At 36.3% G+C, this 13,821-nt stretch carries 29 protein-coding genes; all 29 read left to right on the top strand.

The features are described from left to right. The first annotated feature begins 12 nt into the window (after positions 1 to 12). The 29 genes from rpsJ (at position 13) to rplQ (ending at position 13,774) form a co-directional block, all read left to right on the top strand. The gene (gene rpsJ / locus AAT17_RS04035) at positions 13 to 318 is read left to right on the top strand and encodes a 30S ribosomal protein S10 (RefSeq protein WP_008992279.1); all 306 of its coding nucleotides are present in this window, start codon (positions 13 to 15) and stop codon (positions 316 to 318) included. 89 nt (positions 319 to 407) lie between these two features. Next, positions 408 to 1,025, top strand: coding sequence for a 50S ribosomal protein L3 (rplC, locus tag AAT17_RS04030; protein ID WP_060523007.1), 618 nt, complete (start codon positions 408 to 410; stop codon positions 1,023 to 1,025). After that, a complete protein-coding gene (gene rplD / locus AAT17_RS04025) occupies positions 1,025 to 1,654 on the top strand; it encodes a 50S ribosomal protein L4 (protein WP_042278891.1) in 630 nt (209 codons plus the stop codon). Before rplC ends, rplD begins: the two co-directional genes overlap by 1 nt. Before the next feature lie 2 nt (positions 1,655 to 1,656). Next, entirely contained in the window at positions 1,657 to 1,947 is a 291-nt protein-coding gene (gene rplW / locus AAT17_RS04020) for a 50S ribosomal protein L23 (RefSeq protein WP_042278893.1), read from the top strand. A 12-nt stretch (positions 1,948 to 1,959) separates the two neighbouring features. Beyond that, positions 1,960 to 2,784, top strand: coding sequence for a 50S ribosomal protein L2 (gene rplB, locus AAT17_RS04015; RefSeq protein ID WP_042278895.1), 825 nt, complete (start codon positions 1,960 to 1,962; stop codon positions 2,782 to 2,784). 3 nt (positions 2,785 to 2,787) lie between these two features. Further along, on the top strand, positions 2,788 to 3,066 hold the full coding sequence (rpsS, locus tag AAT17_RS04010; protein WP_042278897.1) for a 30S ribosomal protein S19: 279 nt from the start codon (positions 2,788 to 2,790) through the stop codon (positions 3,064 to 3,066). 8 nt (positions 3,067 to 3,074) lie between these two features. Continuing rightward, complete coding sequence (gene rplV / locus AAT17_RS04005; protein ID WP_042278899.1) at positions 3,075 to 3,485, top strand: 50S ribosomal protein L22; 411 nt, start codon at positions 3,075 to 3,077, stop codon at positions 3,483 to 3,485. Between the two features lie 8 nt (positions 3,486 to 3,493). After that, the gene (gene rpsC, locus AAT17_RS04000; RefSeq protein WP_042278900.1) at positions 3,494 to 4,210 is read left to right on the top strand and encodes a 30S ribosomal protein S3; all 717 of its coding nucleotides are present in this window, start codon (positions 3,494 to 3,496) and stop codon (positions 4,208 to 4,210) included. Between the two features lie 12 nt (positions 4,211 to 4,222). Continuing rightward, positions 4,223 to 4,642 (top strand): 50S ribosomal protein L16, encoded by a 420-nt coding sequence (gene rplP / locus AAT17_RS03995; protein WP_042278902.1) that lies wholly within the window; start codon positions 4,223 to 4,225, stop codon positions 4,640 to 4,642. A gap of 6 nt (positions 4,643 to 4,648) precedes the next feature. Then, complete coding sequence (gene rpmC / locus AAT17_RS03990) at positions 4,649 to 4,831, top strand: 50S ribosomal protein L29 (RefSeq protein ID WP_042278904.1); 183 nt, start codon at positions 4,649 to 4,651, stop codon at positions 4,829 to 4,831. Positions 4,832 to 4,836: 5 nt separating this feature from the next. After that, positions 4,837 to 5,094, top strand: a complete 258-nt coding sequence (gene rpsQ / locus AAT17_RS03985) for a 30S ribosomal protein S17 (RefSeq protein ID WP_042278905.1) — start codon at positions 4,837 to 4,839, stop codon at positions 5,092 to 5,094. Beyond that, positions 5,094 to 5,462, top strand: a complete 369-nt coding sequence (gene rplN, locus AAT17_RS03980) for a 50S ribosomal protein L14 (protein WP_042278906.1) — start codon at positions 5,094 to 5,096, stop codon at positions 5,460 to 5,462. The genes rpsQ and rplN overlap by 1 nt, the downstream gene beginning before the upstream one ends. Positions 5,463 to 5,471: 9 nt before the next feature. After that, positions 5,472 to 5,783, top strand: coding sequence for a 50S ribosomal protein L24 (gene rplX, locus AAT17_RS03975; RefSeq protein ID WP_042278908.1), 312 nt, complete (start codon positions 5,472 to 5,474; stop codon positions 5,781 to 5,783). A gap of 2 nt (positions 5,784 to 5,785) precedes the next feature. Then, positions 5,786 to 6,337 (top strand): 50S ribosomal protein L5, encoded by a 552-nt coding sequence (gene rplE, locus AAT17_RS03970; protein WP_042278909.1) that lies wholly within the window; start codon positions 5,786 to 5,788, stop codon positions 6,335 to 6,337. A 1-nt stretch (position 6,338) separates the two neighbouring features. After that, on the top strand, positions 6,339 to 6,608 hold the full coding sequence (rpsN, locus tag AAT17_RS03965; RefSeq protein WP_042278911.1) for a 30S ribosomal protein S14: 270 nt from the start codon (positions 6,339 to 6,341) through the stop codon (positions 6,606 to 6,608). A 20-nt stretch (positions 6,609 to 6,628) separates the two neighbouring features. Next, entirely contained in the window at positions 6,629 to 7,027 is a 399-nt protein-coding gene (rpsH, locus tag AAT17_RS03960; RefSeq protein ID WP_042278913.1) for a 30S ribosomal protein S8, read from the top strand. A gap of 9 nt (positions 7,028 to 7,036) precedes the next feature. Next, a complete protein-coding gene (gene rplF, locus AAT17_RS03955; protein WP_042278915.1) occupies positions 7,037 to 7,579 on the top strand; it encodes a 50S ribosomal protein L6 in 543 nt (180 codons plus the stop codon). A gap of 12 nt (positions 7,580 to 7,591) precedes the next feature. Continuing rightward, positions 7,592 to 7,939 (top strand): 50S ribosomal protein L18, encoded by a 348-nt coding sequence (gene rplR, locus AAT17_RS03950; protein WP_042278917.1) that lies wholly within the window; start codon positions 7,592 to 7,594, stop codon positions 7,937 to 7,939. Between the two features lie 19 nt (positions 7,940 to 7,958). Further along, a complete protein-coding gene (gene rpsE / locus AAT17_RS03945; RefSeq protein WP_042278919.1) occupies positions 7,959 to 8,483 on the top strand; it encodes a 30S ribosomal protein S5 in 525 nt (174 codons plus the stop codon). Between the two features lie 11 nt (positions 8,484 to 8,494). After that, entirely contained in the window at positions 8,495 to 8,674 is a 180-nt protein-coding gene (rpmD, locus tag AAT17_RS03940) for a 50S ribosomal protein L30 (RefSeq protein WP_042278921.1), read from the top strand. Positions 8,675 to 8,684: 10 nt separating this feature from the next. After that, positions 8,685 to 9,137: a 50S ribosomal protein L15 gene (rplO, locus tag AAT17_RS03935; RefSeq protein ID WP_042278923.1), complete on the top strand. Its 453-nt coding sequence runs from the start codon at positions 8,685 to 8,687 to the stop codon at positions 9,135 to 9,137. Between the two features lie 9 nt (positions 9,138 to 9,146). After that, a complete protein-coding gene (gene secY / locus AAT17_RS03930; RefSeq protein WP_060523006.1) occupies positions 9,147 to 10,478 on the top strand; it encodes a preprotein translocase subunit SecY in 1,332 nt (443 codons plus the stop codon). Beyond that, positions 10,478 to 10,693, top strand: a complete 216-nt coding sequence (gene infA, locus AAT17_RS03925; RefSeq protein WP_011710675.1) for a translation initiation factor IF-1 — start codon at positions 10,478 to 10,480, stop codon at positions 10,691 to 10,693. The genes secY and infA overlap by 1 nt, the downstream gene beginning before the upstream one ends. A gap of 2 nt (positions 10,694 to 10,695) precedes the next feature. After that, on the top strand, positions 10,696 to 10,812 hold the full coding sequence (gene ykgO, locus AAT17_RS03920; RefSeq protein WP_042278928.1) for a type B 50S ribosomal protein L36: 117 nt from the start codon (positions 10,696 to 10,698) through the stop codon (positions 10,810 to 10,812). A 3-nt stretch (positions 10,813 to 10,815) separates the two neighbouring features. After that, positions 10,816 to 11,190, top strand: a complete 375-nt coding sequence (rpsM, locus tag AAT17_RS03915; protein ID WP_042278930.1) for a 30S ribosomal protein S13 — start codon at positions 10,816 to 10,818, stop codon at positions 11,188 to 11,190. Positions 11,191 to 11,202: 12 nt separating this feature from the next. Beyond that, a complete protein-coding gene (rpsK, locus tag AAT17_RS03910) occupies positions 11,203 to 11,592 on the top strand; it encodes a 30S ribosomal protein S11 (protein ID WP_042278932.1) in 390 nt (129 codons plus the stop codon). Positions 11,593 to 11,663: 71 nt separating this feature from the next. Beyond that, positions 11,664 to 12,269, top strand: coding sequence for a 30S ribosomal protein S4 (gene rpsD, locus AAT17_RS03905; protein WP_042278934.1), 606 nt, complete (start codon positions 11,664 to 11,666; stop codon positions 12,267 to 12,269). A 22-nt stretch (positions 12,270 to 12,291) separates the two neighbouring features. Further along, positions 12,292 to 13,284 (top strand): DNA-directed RNA polymerase subunit alpha, encoded by a 993-nt coding sequence (locus tag AAT17_RS03900; RefSeq protein WP_060523005.1) that lies wholly within the window; start codon positions 12,292 to 12,294, stop codon positions 13,282 to 13,284. A 28-nt stretch (positions 13,285 to 13,312) separates the two neighbouring features. Beyond that, a complete protein-coding gene (rplQ, locus tag AAT17_RS03895) occupies positions 13,313 to 13,774 on the top strand; it encodes a 50S ribosomal protein L17 (protein WP_042278939.1) in 462 nt (153 codons plus the stop codon). Positions 13,775 to 13,821 lie beyond the last annotated feature (47 nt).

Here is a 13,821-nt window from a genome sequence, read left to right as displayed (position 1 = left end):
TTTTTTCAAAAGATGAGTCAAAAAATCAGAATCAAGCTTAAATCTTACGATTACAATTTGGTAGATAAATCTGCTGAAAAAATTGTAAAGACAGTAAAGAGTACTGGTGCTGTAGTAACGGGTCCAATCCCACTTCCTACACACAAGAAGATTTTCACAGTGTTGAGATCTCCTCACGTTAATAAAAAGTCTCGTGAGCAATTTCAATTAAGCTCTTATAAGCGTCTGTTAGATATTTATAGTTCTTCTTCTAAAACTATTGATGCCCTAATGAAATTAGAGCTTCCTAGTGGTGTTGAAGTAGAGATTAAGGTCTAATTAGATTTAATAATCAAATATTTGAGTTACGCTTTCGCGAAAGCGTAACTCTTTTTTAAATAAGTAAAATCATTTTATAATAAATAAATATGTCTGGGTTAATAGGAAAAAAAATCGGAATGACCAGCATTTATGATGAGAACGGGAAAAATATTCCTTGTACGATCATACAAGCCGGTCCTTGTGTTGTTACCCAAGTCAGAACCGAAGAAACAGATGGGTATGAAGCCCTTCAATTAGGTTTCGATGACAAATCAGACAAGAATGCTTCTAAAGCTGCTATCGGGCACTTTAAAAAAGCAGGTACTGGTGTCAAAAGAAAAGTAGTTGAGTTCCAAGGTTTTGATGCGGAGTACAAATTAGGTGATTCAATCACTGTTGAAATGTTTAATGAAGGTGACTTTATTGATGTTTCTGGAACTAGTAAAGGAAAAGGATTCCAAGGTGTGGTAAAACGCCATGGTTTCGGTGGTGTTGGACAACAAACTCATGGACAGCATAACAGATTAAGAGCTCCTGGTTCTATCGGTGCAGCATCTTATCCTGCTCGTGTATTTAAAGGTATGCGTATGGCTGGTCAAATGGGTAATGAAAAAGTAAAAGTTCAAAATTTAAGAGTGCTTAAAGTGGTAGCAGATAAAAACCTTTTAGTAGTTAAAGGTTGTGTTCCTGGTCACAAAAACTCTTATGTAATAGTTGAGAAGTAATGAAAGTAGCAGTTATAGACATTAAGGGTAAAGACACAGGTCGTCAAGTTGAGTTGGCTGATAATGTCTTTGGAATAGAGCCTAGTGAGCATGCTATATACTTAGATGTTAAGCAGTATTTAGCTGCACAACGTCAAGGTACTCATAAAGCTAAGCAACGAGCAGAAATTGCTGGAAGTACAAGAAAGATTAAGAAGCAAAAAGGAACAGGAACTGCTCGTGCAGGTTCTATTAAATCACCAGTTTTTAGAGGTGGTGGTAGAATTTTTGGTCCTGTACCACGTGACTATTCTTTTAAACTGAATAAGAATCAAAAAAGATTAGCTCGTAAAAGTGCATTAAGTTTGAAAGCTTCTGAAGGTACTTTACATGTAGTTCAAGATTTCAATTTTGATGCTCCAAAAACAAAGAATTTTTTAGAAGTTTTGGAAGGTTTAGGTCTCTCTGATAAAAAATCGCTATTTGTATTGGGTGAATCAAATAATAATGTATATTTGTCATCGCGAAATTTGAAAGCAGCTAACGTTGTAACTACTTCAGGATTAAACACTTACAGTGTGATGAATGCTGATAATGTTGTGATTTTAGAGAGCTCTTTAGAGAAAATCGAAGAATTTTTAACTAAGTAACTATGAGTATTTTATTAAAACCAATCATAACAGAGAAGGCAACTAACGATAGTGAGTTGTTAAATCGCTATGGTTTTGTAGTGTCTCCTAGTGCAAACAAAGTTGAGATAAAAAAAGCTGTTGAAGCTGAATATGGTGTTACGGTTCTTAAGGTAAGAACTATGAATACTAGAATTGAGCGAAACGTGAAATATACAAAGTCAGGTATTCAAGTTGGTAAAACTGGTGCTATTAAAAAAGCATTTGTACAACTTAAAGATGGTGATACCATCGACCTTTATAGTAATTTATAATAATTAACTGAGATGTCAGTAAGAAAATTAAAACCTGTAACTCCTGGACAGCGATTTAGAGTTGTTAATGGCTACGACGCTATTACAACTGATAAGCCGGAGAAGAGTTTACTTGCTCCGAAAAAACGTTCAGGTGGTCGTAACGCTAGTGGTCGTATGACTATGCGTTATAAAGGTGGCGGTCATAAGAAGCGCTACCGTATAATCGATTTCAAAAGAGATCGTCATGGAATACCTGCAACGGTATCAACTATTGAGTATGATCCAAATAGATCAGCTTTTATCGCTCTTGTTAGCTATCAAGATGGTGAAAAAAGATATGTTATTGCTCAAAATGGTCTTAAGGTAGGACAAAACATCGTTAGCGGTGAATCTGTTGCTCCTGAGGTGGGTAACGCTATGAAATTAGCTAATATTCCTCTGGGTACTGTTATTAGTTGTATTGAGTTGCATCCTGGTCAGGGAGCTGTTTTAGCTCGTAGTGCAGGTGCGTTTGCGCAATTAATGGCGAGAGACGGTAAGTATGCTACTGTGAAGTTACCTTCTGGTGAGACTAGAATGATTTTACAGCAATGTATGGCAACTGTTGGTGCCGTTTCAAACAGTGATCATCAGTTAATCGTAGGTGGTAAGGCTGGTCGTAGTCGTTGGTTAGGAAGAAGGCCAAGAACTCGTCCTGTTGCCATGAATCCAGTTGATCACCCAATGGGTGGTGGTGAAGGTCGTGCATCAGGAGGTCATCCTAGATCTCGTAATGGTATACCTGCTAAGGGTTATCGTACTCGCGACAAGAATAAAGCTAGTAGTCAATTTATAATAGAACGCAGAAAGAAATAAGTTATGGCACGTTCATTAAAAAAAGGACCTTACGTTTTTCATAAATTAGAAAAGAAGGTTGCTCAAAATATTGAGTCAGGTAAGAAAGCTGTAGTAAAGACTTGGTCGCGTTCATCTATGATTACGCCAGACTTTGTAGGTCAAACTATTGCAGTTCATAATGGTCGTCAGTTTGTTCCTGTTTACGTAACAGAGAATATGGTAGGGCATAAGTTAGGTGAATTTTCACCAACTCGTTCATTCCGTGGGCACGCTGGTGCAAAAAATAAAGGAAAAAAGTAATCTAGGTCATGGGAAGTCGTAAAAGAGAAATGGCTGCTAAGCTCAAGGAGCAAAAAAGCCAGATTGCTATAGCAAAATTAAATAATTGTCCTACATCTCCTCGTAAAATGAGATTAGTTGCTGATATCATTAGAGGTAAAAAGGTGGAGGATGCGTTAAATATACTTAAGTTCTCCTCTAAGGAGGCTGCACGACGTTTGGATAAGTTGGTCTTGTCTGCTATCGCAAATTGGCAGTCTAAGAATGAGGATTCTGATGTTGCTGATGCAGGTCTGTATATTAAGGAGATTCGTGTGGATGGTGGTACAATGTTAAAAAGGCTAAGACCAGCACCTCAAGGAAGAGCGCATAGAATAAGAAAGAGATCAAACCACGTAACTGTTGTGTTAGGTCAAAAAAATAATGAAGAGGTTAACTAATTTAGGATATGGGACAAAAAACTAATCCAATAGGAAATCGTTTAGGTATCATCAGAGGTTGGGAATCTAACTGGTATGGAGGAAACGATTATGGTGATAAACTAGCTGAGGATGATAAAATACGTAAGTATATTCATGCTCGTCTTTCAAAGGCTAGTGTATCTAGAGTTATTATTGAACGTACTCTTAAGTTAGTAACTATAACTATCACTACCGCTAGACCTGGTATTATTATCGGTAAAGGTGGTCAAGAGGTGGATAGGCTTAAAGAAGAGTTGAAGAAGATTACTGGTAAGGATGTTCAAATTAACATTCATGAAATAAAAAGACCAGAATTAGATGCTCATTTAGTTGGAGCTAGTATTGCTCGTCAGATTGAGAATCGTATTTCGTATAGACGTGCAATAAAGATGGCTATTGCTGCTGCCATGAGAATGAATGCTGAAGGAATTAAAATTCAAATTTCAGGTCGTCTTAATGGAGCGGAAATGGCTCGATCAGAATCTTACAAGGATGGACGTATTCCTTTGTCAACTTTTAGAGCAGATATCGACTATGCATTAGTTGAAGCTCATACTACCTACGGAAGATTAGGTATTAAAGTATGGATTATGAAGGGAGAAGTTTATGGTAAGCGTGAGTTGTCTCCATTGGTAGGCTTATCTAAGAAGAGTGGTAAAGGTGGTGGATCTGGAAACAGAGGAAATCGTCGTCGTAGAAAATAAAAGTAGATAGAGATGTTACAACCTAGAAAGACAAAATTTAGAAAGCAACAGAAGGGCCGTATGAAGGGTAACTCTGGTCGAGGAAACCAGCTAGCCTATGGTACATTTGGTATTAAATCTCTTGATTCTAATTTTATTAATTCAAGACAGATTGAAGCGGCTCGTATTGCTGCCACTAGATATATGAAGAGAGAAGGTTCTCTTTGGATCAAAATATTTCCGGATAAACCCATTACTAAAAAGCCTCTTGAGGTTCGTATGGGTAAAGGAAAGGGTAATGTTGAATATTGGGCTGCTGTTGTGAAACCAGGTCGTGTGCTTTTTGAGGTTGCAGGAGTTCCTCAAGCTATTGCTCAGGAGGCTTTAAGGTTAGCTGCTCAAAAATTGCCAGTTAAAACTAAATTCATCGTAGCAAGAGACTACCAAGAATAGAATATTATGAAAAACGCAGATATAGCAAAACTGTCAGAAACAGAATTACAAGCAAAACTTGCTGAGTTTAATTCTTCTTACTCAGAGTTGAGAAGAATGCATAGTATGTCTCCTTTAGATAATCCTTCAGAGATTACTAAAGCTAGGAAAACGATTGCTAGATTAAAAACAGCTTTAAATAGCAAATAGTTCACATGGAAACAAGAAATTTAAGAAAAGAACGTATCGGTGTAGTTACATCGAATAAGATGGACAAAAGCATCGTTGTTTCAGAGGTGAAACGTCAGAAGCATCCAATGTATGGAAAGTTCGTACTTAAGACAAAAAAGTATGTTGCTCACGATGAAACGAATGACTGTAACGAAGGTGATACAGTTCGTATAATGGAAACTAGACCTCTTAGTAAATCTAAAAACTGGAGATTAGTTGAAATAATTGAAAGAGCTAAATAATGGTACAACAAGAATCAAGATTAAAAGTAGCAGACAATACTGGAGCTAAAGAAGTTCTTTGTATTCGTGTATTAGGTGGGACTAAAAGGAGATATGCTTCTGTTGGTGATAAAATTGTTGTTTCTGTTAAAGAATCTACACCTAATGGTAATATTAAAAAAGGTGCTGTTTCAACTGCAGTAGTTGTGAGAACAAAGAAAGAGGTTAGAAGACCAGACGGATCGTATATTCGTTTTGATGATAACGCTTGTGTTCTTCTTAATCCTAATTCAGAAATGCGAGGAACTCGTGTTTTTGGGCCGGTCGCTCGTGAGCTTAGGGACAAGCAGTTTATGAAAATTGTTTCATTAGCACCTGAGGTGTTATAATAAGGAATTATGAGTAAGGTAAAAATTAAAACTGGAGATAAGGTTAGGGTTACCACAGGTGAACACAAAGGTTCTGAAGGTGTTGTAACTAAAATACTTAAAGATAAAAACCGCGTAATTGTGGAAGGTGTTAACATGGTTTCAAAGCATGAAAAACCAAGCGCTACAAATCCTCAAGGTGGTATAAAGGAATTGGAAGCTCCTCTTCACATCTCTAATGTGTCTTTAATCGACTCGGATGGTAAATCAACTAAGGTTGGTTACAAGTCTGAAGATGGTAAAAAGGTTCGCTTCGCTAAAACTAATAATCAAGCTATATAGTCATGTCATACGTACCAAGACTTAAAGAAGAATACAACGAAAGGGTGTCTAAATCTCTTCAGGAAGAATTCGGTTACAAAAATGTAATGGAAATTCCTAAATTACAAAAGATAGTTTTAAGTAGAGGAGTAGGTGCTGCGGTAGCAGATAAGAAGCTTATTGATTATGCTGTGGAGGAGTTAACTACTATTACTGGTCAAAAAGCTGTTGCTACTTTATCTAAAAAGGATGTTGCTTCCTTTAAGTTAAGAAAAGGAATGCCTATTGGAGCCAAGGTTACGCTTAGAGGTGAGAGAATGTATGAATTTCTTGATCGTTTAATTACTGTAGCATTGCCTAGAGTTAGAGATTTTCAGGGAATTAAGGCAAATGGTTTTGATGGTAGAGGAAATTATAACTTGGGTATCACTGAGCAGATCATTTTCCCAGAGATAAATATCGATAAAGTAAACAAAATTTCTGGTATGGATATTACATTCGTTACCAGTGCAAATACTGATAAGGAGGCTAAGTCTCTTTTAGGAGAACTAGGTTTACCTTTCAAAAAGAATTAAGATGGCAAAAGAATCAATGAAAGCGCGTGAGCGCAAGCGTCAAGCTCTAGTAGATAAGTATGCTGAAAAGCGTCAGGCTTTGAAGGAAGCTGGTGATTATGAAGCTCTTCAAAAACTACCTAAGAATGCATCACCTGTTAGGTTACATAATAGATGTAAGTTAACCGGAAGGCCAAAAGGTTATATGCGTCAGTTTGGTATTTCAAGAGTCCTTTTTAGAGAAATGGCAAACAAAGGTTTGATTCCTGGTGTCAAAAAAGCAAGTTGGTAAAATAAAGATTTTTTGTAGTTATGAATACAGATCCAATAGCAGATTATCTTACACGTATTAGAAACGCGGTAAGAGCTAACCATAGAGTTGTTGAAATACCAGCTTCTAATGTTAAAAAAGAAATTACTAAAATTCTTTTCGATCAAGGTTATATTTTAAGTTATAAAATTATTGAGGCTCCTGCCCAAGATGTGATCAAGATAGCTTTGAAATATGACAAGTCAACTAATGAACCAGTTATAAAGGATTTACAAAGACTTAGTAAGCCAGGTCTTCGTAAGTATGCTGGTGCAAAAGAGTTGCCAAGAATTTTGAACGGTTTAGGCGTGGCTATCGTTTCAACATCTAAAGGTGTGATGACTGATAAGCAGGCTCGTTCAGAGAATGTTGGTGGGGAAGTGCTTTGTTACGTTTATTAATATATTAATATGTCAAGAATAGGAAAAAGTCCTGTAGCGATTCCTGCAGGTGTTACCGTAAGGGTTGAGGACGACTTCATTCATGTGGAAGGTAAATTGGGATCTTTATCTCAAAAATTTTCAGATGTTGAGGTTAAAATTGAAGAAAATCAAGTGTTGATTTCTCGTCCTTCTGATTCAAAGGATCACAGAGCTAAGCATGGTTTATATCGTGCTTTGGTTCAAAACATGGTTCAAGGAGTTAATGAGGGTTGGACTAAACAGCTGGAACTAGTAGGTGTTGGTTATAGAGCGAGTAATCAGGGACAAAAGTTAGATTTAGCTTTAGGTTTTTCTCATAATATTGTATTGGACATTGCTCCGGAAGTGAAAGTGGAAACAATTTCTGAAAAGGGTAAAAACCCAATAGTTAAACTTACTTCGCATGATAAGCAATTAGTTGGTCAGGTAGCAGCTAAAATCCGATCATTTAGAAAACCTGAACCGTATAAAGGTAAGGGTGTTAAGTTTGTTGGTGAGATTTTAAGAAGAAAAGCTGGTAAATCAGCATAATAAACAGATATAATGGCATTTTCAAAAGAACAACGTAGATTAAAAATACGTAAGAGAATAAGAAGAACAGTTTCTGGTACTGCCGAAAGACCTAGATTATCTGTTTATAGAAGTAATAAAGAAATTTATGCTCAAGTTATTAATGATGTAGATGGTGTAACTATAGCTTCCGCTTCATCTAGAGAACTTGATGCAAAAGCTCCAAAAATGGACCTAGCGAAACAAGTTGGTGTTAAGGTTGCTGAGAAAGCAAAAGCTGCTGGTGTAAGTAAGGTTTCTTTTGATCGTGGAGGTTATTTATATCATGGTAGAGTACTTTCATTGGCAGAAGGAGCTAGAGAAGGAGGACTACAATTTTAATCACATATTACATTAAATTATGTATCAAAAATATAAAAACGTAGAAACTGTTAAACCAGGTGGACTTGAATTAAAGGATCGTTTGGTAGGTGTTCAACGTGTAACTAAAGTGACTAAAGGTGGTCGTGCATTTGGATTTTCTGCTATCGTTGTGGTAGGTGATGAAAATGGTGTAGTCGGTCATGGGTTAGGTAAGTCTAAAGAGGTTTCTGAAGCGATATCCAAAGCTGTTGAGGATGCTAAAAAGAATTTGGTAAGAATTCCTCTTCAAAATGGTACTATTCCACATGAGCAAAAGGGTAAATTTGGTGGAGCGAGAGTTTTACTTATGCCTGCATCTACTGGTACTGGGGTGATTGCTGGTGGAGCTATTCGTGCAGTCCTTGAGTCAGTTGGAGTTCACGATGTTTTAAGTAAGAATCAGGGATCTTCTAATCCACATAACGTGGTAAAGGCAACTTTTGACGCTTTACTTCAATTGAGAAGTGCTGCTACAATTGCTAAGCAAAGAGGAGTTTCTTTAGATAAAGTGTTTAACGGATAATAGATTTAGTGATGGCAAAGTTGAGAATAAAAAAGGTAAAAAGTGCGATTAATCGTACGGCGAACCAGAAAAAGACTTTAGAGGCACTTGGTTTAAGAAAGATGAATCAGGTTGTTGAACACGATGATAATTCGGTTATCCAAGGAATGATAAGAACTGTTTCTCATTTGATTACAGTCGAGAACATTTAAAAAAATTAGGATGAAATTACATAATATCAAACCTGCTGAAGGTGCAGCTAAAAAGGCTGGTAAAATTATAGGTCGTGGTCAGGGTACTGGTAAAGGTGGTACTTCTACTAGAGGTCATAAAGGAGCTAAATCACGTTCAGGTTATTCTAAGAAAATTGGTTTTGAAGGAGGGCAAATGCCTTTACAACGCCGTGTTCCTAAATTTGGTTTTACTAACATAAATCGTAAGGAATATGTTGGAATTAATCTTGATACCATCCAAAGTTATGTTGATGCTAATCGTTTTGGTTCGGATATTTCTTTCGAGGATTTCGTAAACCAAGGTCTAGCAGGAAAGAATGATTTAATTAAGGTATTGGGTAGAGGAGAACTTTCTGCTAAAGTTAAAGTTACCGCTCATAAGTTTACTGCGTCGGCTCAAGAAGCTATTACTAAAGCTGGTGGTGAAGCAGTAACAATTTAATCTATCCACATGAAGTTTATAGATACTCTTAAAAATATTTGGAAAATAGAAGAGCTTAAAGATCGTATTCTTATGACTTTAAGCCTTCTTCTTGTTTATCGTTTTGGAGCGCAAGTAGTGCTTCCAGGTATTGATTCTACGAAACTTGGTGGTTTTGCTGATAATTTTGATACTGGAATAGGTGGTATTTTAAATGCCTTCACAGGTGGAGCTTTTGCTAATGCCTCAGTTTTTGCCTTGGGGATTATGCCGTACATCTCAGCTAGCATTGTCGTTCAGCTTATGGGATTAGCTATTCCGTATCTTCAAAAATTACAGAAGGAAGGTGAGTCAGGTCGTAGAAAAATTAATCAGATAACACGATGGTTGACAATAGGTATTTGTGTAATTCAAGCTCCTACATACTTGCTGACCTTAGAAACTTTAGGTGTTCCTCAAGATGCATTCATAGACGGTAGAGGTGCAGGTTTCATTACCATTAGTACAATTATCCTAGTTACTGGATGTATTTTTGCCATGTGGTTAGGTGAGAAAATAACTGATAAAGGTATAGGTAACGGTATATCGTTACTTATAATGGTTGGAATCATTGCTACATTACCACAGGCATTTATTCAGGAAATTACCTCAAGATATAATGGAACTGGTGGATTGTTTGTTATTATTATTGAAGTGGTGATTTGGTTATTGGTGATTCTAGCATGTATTATGTTAGTGATGGCGGTAAGAAAAATACCGGTGCAATATGCGAGAAGATCCGCGACTGGTAGTTATGAAAAGGTAGTCGGTGGTGCAAGAGAATACATTCCGCTTAAGCTTAATGCTTCAGGTGTTATGCCTATTATTTTTGCTCAAGCTATTATGTTTGTCCCTGCAGCTATCGGTAATCTTGAAGCTGGTTGGGCCAAGGAAGTAGGTAATGCTTTTGGTGATATATTTGGTTTCTGGTATAATTTGGTCTTTGCACTGTTAATCATTATTTTCACTTATTTCTATACAGCAATTACGGTTAAAACCAATGAGATGGCGGATAATTTGAAAAGAAGTAACGGTTTTATTCCTGGAATTCGTCCTGGTACAGAAACAGCTGATTATTTAGATGAAATAATGTCTTTGATAACTCTTCCAGGTTCCGTATTTTTGGCGGCTGTTGCAATATTCCCTGCCATCGTTTCACTATTTGGTGTTACTCAGGCATGGGCACTATTTTATGGTGGAACGTCATTATTGATTATGGTCGGTGTAGCTATAGATACAATGCAGCAGATTAATGCTTATTTGTTGAATAAACATTATGATAGTTTGATTAAAACTGGTAAAAATAGAAAAGCAGTAGCATAATGGCTAAACAAGCAGCAATTGAACAAGATGGTACTATTATCGAGGCTTTATCGAATGCAATGTTTCGTGTTGAGCTAGAAAATGGTCATGTTGTTACAGCGCATATTTCAGGTAAAATGCGCATGCACTATATTAAATTATTACCTGGAGATAAAGTAAAACTTGAAATGAGTCCTTACGATTTAACGAAAGCAAGGATCACTTATAGATACTAATTATGAAAGTAAGAGCGTCACTTAAGAAAAGAAGTGCTGACTGCAAAATTGTACGTCGTAAAGGTCGTTTGTATGTCATCAACAAAAAAAATCCAAAATTTAAACAAAGACAAGGTTAAGCTATGGCTAGAATTGCAGGGGTAGATATACCTAAAAATAAACGTGGTGAAGTAGCATTAACTTACATATATGGTGTAGGTAGAAGTCGTGCTAAAGAAATTCTTATCTCAACAGGTGTTGGTTTAGATAAGAAAGTTAACGATTGGAATGATGATGAAATCAGTAAAATTCGTGCCGCTGTTGGAGAATTCACTATAGAAGGTGAACTTCGTTCCGAAACTCAGCTTAACATTAAGCGTCTAATGGATATTGGGTGTTATCGCGGTATTCGTCATCGTAGTGGTTTACCACTAAGAGGTCAGAGAACTAAGAATAACTCGAGAACTCGTAAAGGTAAGCGTAAGACCGTTGCAAATAAAAAGAAAGCAACTAAATAATAATTAAGTCAAATGGCAAAGTCTAAAACTGTAACAAAGAAACGTAAGGTAATTGTTGATAGTCACGGAGAAGCTCACATTTCTTCATCTTTCAATAATATTCTTATCTCTTTAACAAATAAAAAGGGTGAAGTTATTTCTTGGTCATCTGCTGGAAAAATGGGTTTCCGTGGATCAAAGAAAAACACTCCATATGCAGCGCAGTTAGCTGCTGAGGATGCGTCTAAAGTTGCTCACGAAGCTGGTTTGCGTAAGGTAAAAGCTTATGTTAAAGGTCCTGGAAATGGGAGAGAAAGTGCAATTCGTAGTATCCATAATGCCGGTATTGAAGTAACTGAAATTATTGATGTTACTCCATTACCACACAATGGTTGTCGTCCACCAAAACGTAGAAGAGTATAACAAGGGAATTATTAACGCTATCGAAGGATATTGACCTGAATTCATAGCATCCCACATTAAATTTATATTAAATGGCAAGATATAGAGGTCCTAAGGCAAAAATTGCTAGAAGATTTAGAGAACCAATTTTTGGCCCTAGTAAAGCCCTGGAAAAGAAAAATTATCCTCCAGGAATGCACGGTAATAATAGACGCCGTGGAAAAGAATCAGAATATGCAGTTCAATTAAAGGAGAAGCAAAAAGCTAAATACACTTATGGTGTGCTTGAAAAGCAGTTTCGTTTAATGTTTGAAAAGGCTGTAAGAAGTACTGGTATTACAGGTGAAGTTTTACTTCAACTTTGTGAATCTCGTTTAGATAACGTGGTTTATCGTATGGGTCTTGCAAGATCTAGACGAGGAGCTCGTCAGTTAGTTTCGCATAGACACATTACAGTTAACGGTAAGTTAGTTAATATACCATCTTATCAGTTAAAAGCTGGTGACGAAGTTGCTGTTCGTGAAAAGTCTAAATCATTACAATCTATTGATGATGCTCTTTCTTCTAATGAGCATGTATATGATTTCGTTACATTCAATAAAGCAACTATGTCTGGTTCTTTTGTTTCGGTTCCTGAGCGTATCCAGATTCCGGAAAACATAAAAGAACAATTAATCGTAGAGCTTTACTCTAAATAATAACCAACAATTCCTAACGACTATGGCAATTTTAAATTTTCAGAAGCCTGATAAAGTAATCATGATCGACTCTACTGATTTCGAGGGTAAATTCGAGTTCAGACCGTTGGAGCCAGGTTATGGATTGACTGTTGGTAATGCCTTGCGTAGAGTTTTGTTGTCTTCTTTAGAAGGTTTCGCAATTACTTCTATACGCATAGAAGGTGTAGATCATGAATTTTCTACTATAGAAGGTGTAGTTGAGGATGTTACCGAAATGGTGCTTAATTTCAAACAAGCCCGTTTTAGAAGACAAATCGACGAAGTAGATAGTGAGGTAGTAAATATTTCATTTGGTGGTAAAGAGCAATTTACTGCTGGTGATATGCAAAAGTACATCTCTGGTTTTCAAGTTTTAAATCCTGAATTGGTTATTTGTAACACAGACCCTTCAGTGAATTTAAATCTAGAAATCACTATTGAAAAAGGTAGAGGTTATGTTCCTGCTGAGGAGAATAAAAATCCTTCTGCACCTATAGGTACAATCGCAATTGATTCTATATTTACTCCTATCAAGAACGTTAAGTATAGTATTGAAAATTACCGTGTTGAACAAAAAACGGATTATGAAAAATTGGTTTTTGAAATTCAAACAGATGGTAGTATTCATCCTAAATTAGCCCTTACTGAGGCTGCTAAGACGTTAATCCATCACTTCATGTTATTCAGCGATGAAAGAATTACACTTGAAGCAGATGAAATAGCGCAAACAGAAACTTATGATGAAGAAAGTCTTCACATGAGACAACTTCTTAAAACTAAACTGGTTGATATGGAGTTATCTGTACGTGCATTAAATTGTCTTAAAGCTGCAGAAGTAGAAACTTTAGGTGATTTAGTTTCATATAACAAAAACGATTTAATGAAGTTTAGAAACTTTGGTAAAAAGTCTTTAACTGAATTAGAAGAGTTAGTTAATACTAAAGGTTTGAACTTTGGTATGGATTTAAGTAAATATAAATTAGACCGTGACTAGTAGTAACTGGTTATAGAATTACAATAAAATGAGACACGGAAACAAAATAAACAATCTTAGCAGAAAGTCAGCTCACAGAAAAGCTATGCTTTCAAATATGGCTTGTTCATTGATCGAACATAAACGTATTAATACAACACTTGCTAAGGCAAAGGCTTTAAAACAATTTGTTGAGCCTATTATAACTAAGAGTAAAGAAGACACTACACATAATAGACGTCTTACATTTTCTAAATTACGTAGTAAGGAAGCAGTTACTCAACTTTTCAGAGAAGTTGCTGTCAAAGTGGGTGATCGTCCAGGTGGTTATACTAGAATTATCAAACTAGGTAATCGTTTAGGTGATAATGCTGATATGGCAATGATCGAGTTAGTTGATTTCAACGAGGTTTACCAAACAGGTGCTTCTAAGAAAACAACTAGACGTAGTAGAAGAAGTCGCTCAAGTAAAGCAGCTGTTGATACAACAACTACTAATGAAGAAGAATAAATTCTTTTTTATGTAAATAACAATAAAGGACTGATGAATGTTTCATC

This window comes from Nonlabens sp. MIC269 (assembly GCF_001430865.1).
Lineage (GTDB): Bacteria > Bacteroidota > Bacteroidia > Flavobacteriales > Flavobacteriaceae > Nonlabens > Nonlabens tegetincola.
Note: the sequence above shows the minus strand (reverse complement) of the source record. Positions and strands in the feature narration are given on the sequence as shown.

Bases quoted from the DNA above. Each gene is read 5' to 3' on its own strand.
- rpsJ (WP_008992279.1), top strand. From the start codon at position 13: ATGAGTCAAAAAATCAGAATCAAGCTTAAATCTTACGATTACAATTTG.
- rplC (WP_060523007.1), top strand. From the start codon at position 408: ATGTCTGGGTTAATAGGAAAAAAAATCGGAATGACCAGCATTTATGAT.
- rplD (WP_042278891.1), top strand. From the start codon at position 1,025: ATGAAAGTAGCAGTTATAGACATTAAGGGTAAAGACACAGGTCGTCAA.
- rplW (WP_042278893.1), top strand. From the start codon at position 1,657: ATGAGTATTTTATTAAAACCAATCATAACAGAGAAGGCAACTAACGAT.
- rplB (WP_042278895.1), top strand. From the start codon at position 1,960: ATGTCAGTAAGAAAATTAAAACCTGTAACTCCTGGACAGCGATTTAGA.
- rpsS (WP_042278897.1), top strand. From the start codon at position 2,788: ATGGCACGTTCATTAAAAAAAGGACCTTACGTTTTTCATAAATTAGAA.
- rplV (WP_042278899.1), top strand. From the start codon at position 3,075: ATGGGAAGTCGTAAAAGAGAAATGGCTGCTAAGCTCAAGGAGCAAAAA.
- rpsC (WP_042278900.1), top strand. From the start codon at position 3,494: ATGGGACAAAAAACTAATCCAATAGGAAATCGTTTAGGTATCATCAGA.
- rplP (WP_042278902.1), top strand. From the start codon at position 4,223: ATGTTACAACCTAGAAAGACAAAATTTAGAAAGCAACAGAAGGGCCGT.
- rpmC (WP_042278904.1), top strand. From the start codon at position 4,649: ATGAAAAACGCAGATATAGCAAAACTGTCAGAAACAGAATTACAAGCA.
- rpsQ (WP_042278905.1), top strand. From the start codon at position 4,837: ATGGAAACAAGAAATTTAAGAAAAGAACGTATCGGTGTAGTTACATCG.
- rplN (WP_042278906.1), top strand. From the start codon at position 5,094: ATGGTACAACAAGAATCAAGATTAAAAGTAGCAGACAATACTGGAGCT.
- rplX (WP_042278908.1), top strand. From the start codon at position 5,472: ATGAGTAAGGTAAAAATTAAAACTGGAGATAAGGTTAGGGTTACCACA.
- rplE (WP_042278909.1), top strand. From the start codon at position 5,786: ATGTCATACGTACCAAGACTTAAAGAAGAATACAACGAAAGGGTGTCT.
- rpsN (WP_042278911.1), top strand. From the start codon at position 6,339: ATGGCAAAAGAATCAATGAAAGCGCGTGAGCGCAAGCGTCAAGCTCTA.
- rpsH (WP_042278913.1), top strand. From the start codon at position 6,629: ATGAATACAGATCCAATAGCAGATTATCTTACACGTATTAGAAACGCG.
- rplF (WP_042278915.1), top strand. From the start codon at position 7,037: ATGTCAAGAATAGGAAAAAGTCCTGTAGCGATTCCTGCAGGTGTTACC.
- rplR (WP_042278917.1), top strand. From the start codon at position 7,592: ATGGCATTTTCAAAAGAACAACGTAGATTAAAAATACGTAAGAGAATA.
- rpsE (WP_042278919.1), top strand. From the start codon at position 7,959: ATGTATCAAAAATATAAAAACGTAGAAACTGTTAAACCAGGTGGACTT.
- rpmD (WP_042278921.1), top strand. From the start codon at position 8,495: ATGGCAAAGTTGAGAATAAAAAAGGTAAAAAGTGCGATTAATCGTACG.
- rplO (WP_042278923.1), top strand. From the start codon at position 8,685: ATGAAATTACATAATATCAAACCTGCTGAAGGTGCAGCTAAAAAGGCT.
- secY (WP_060523006.1), top strand. From the start codon at position 9,147: ATGAAGTTTATAGATACTCTTAAAAATATTTGGAAAATAGAAGAGCTT.
- infA (WP_011710675.1), top strand. From the start codon at position 10,478: ATGGCTAAACAAGCAGCAATTGAACAAGATGGTACTATTATCGAGGCT.
- ykgO (WP_042278928.1), top strand. From the start codon at position 10,696: ATGAAAGTAAGAGCGTCACTTAAGAAAAGAAGTGCTGACTGCAAAATT.
- rpsM (WP_042278930.1), top strand. From the start codon at position 10,816: ATGGCTAGAATTGCAGGGGTAGATATACCTAAAAATAAACGTGGTGAA.
- rpsK (WP_042278932.1), top strand. From the start codon at position 11,203: ATGGCAAAGTCTAAAACTGTAACAAAGAAACGTAAGGTAATTGTTGAT.
- rpsD (WP_042278934.1), top strand. From the start codon at position 11,664: ATGGCAAGATATAGAGGTCCTAAGGCAAAAATTGCTAGAAGATTTAGA.
- AAT17_RS03900 (WP_060523005.1), top strand. From the start codon at position 12,292: ATGGCAATTTTAAATTTTCAGAAGCCTGATAAAGTAATCATGATCGAC.
- rplQ (WP_042278939.1), top strand. From the start codon at position 13,313: ATGAGACACGGAAACAAAATAAACAATCTTAGCAGAAAGTCAGCTCAC.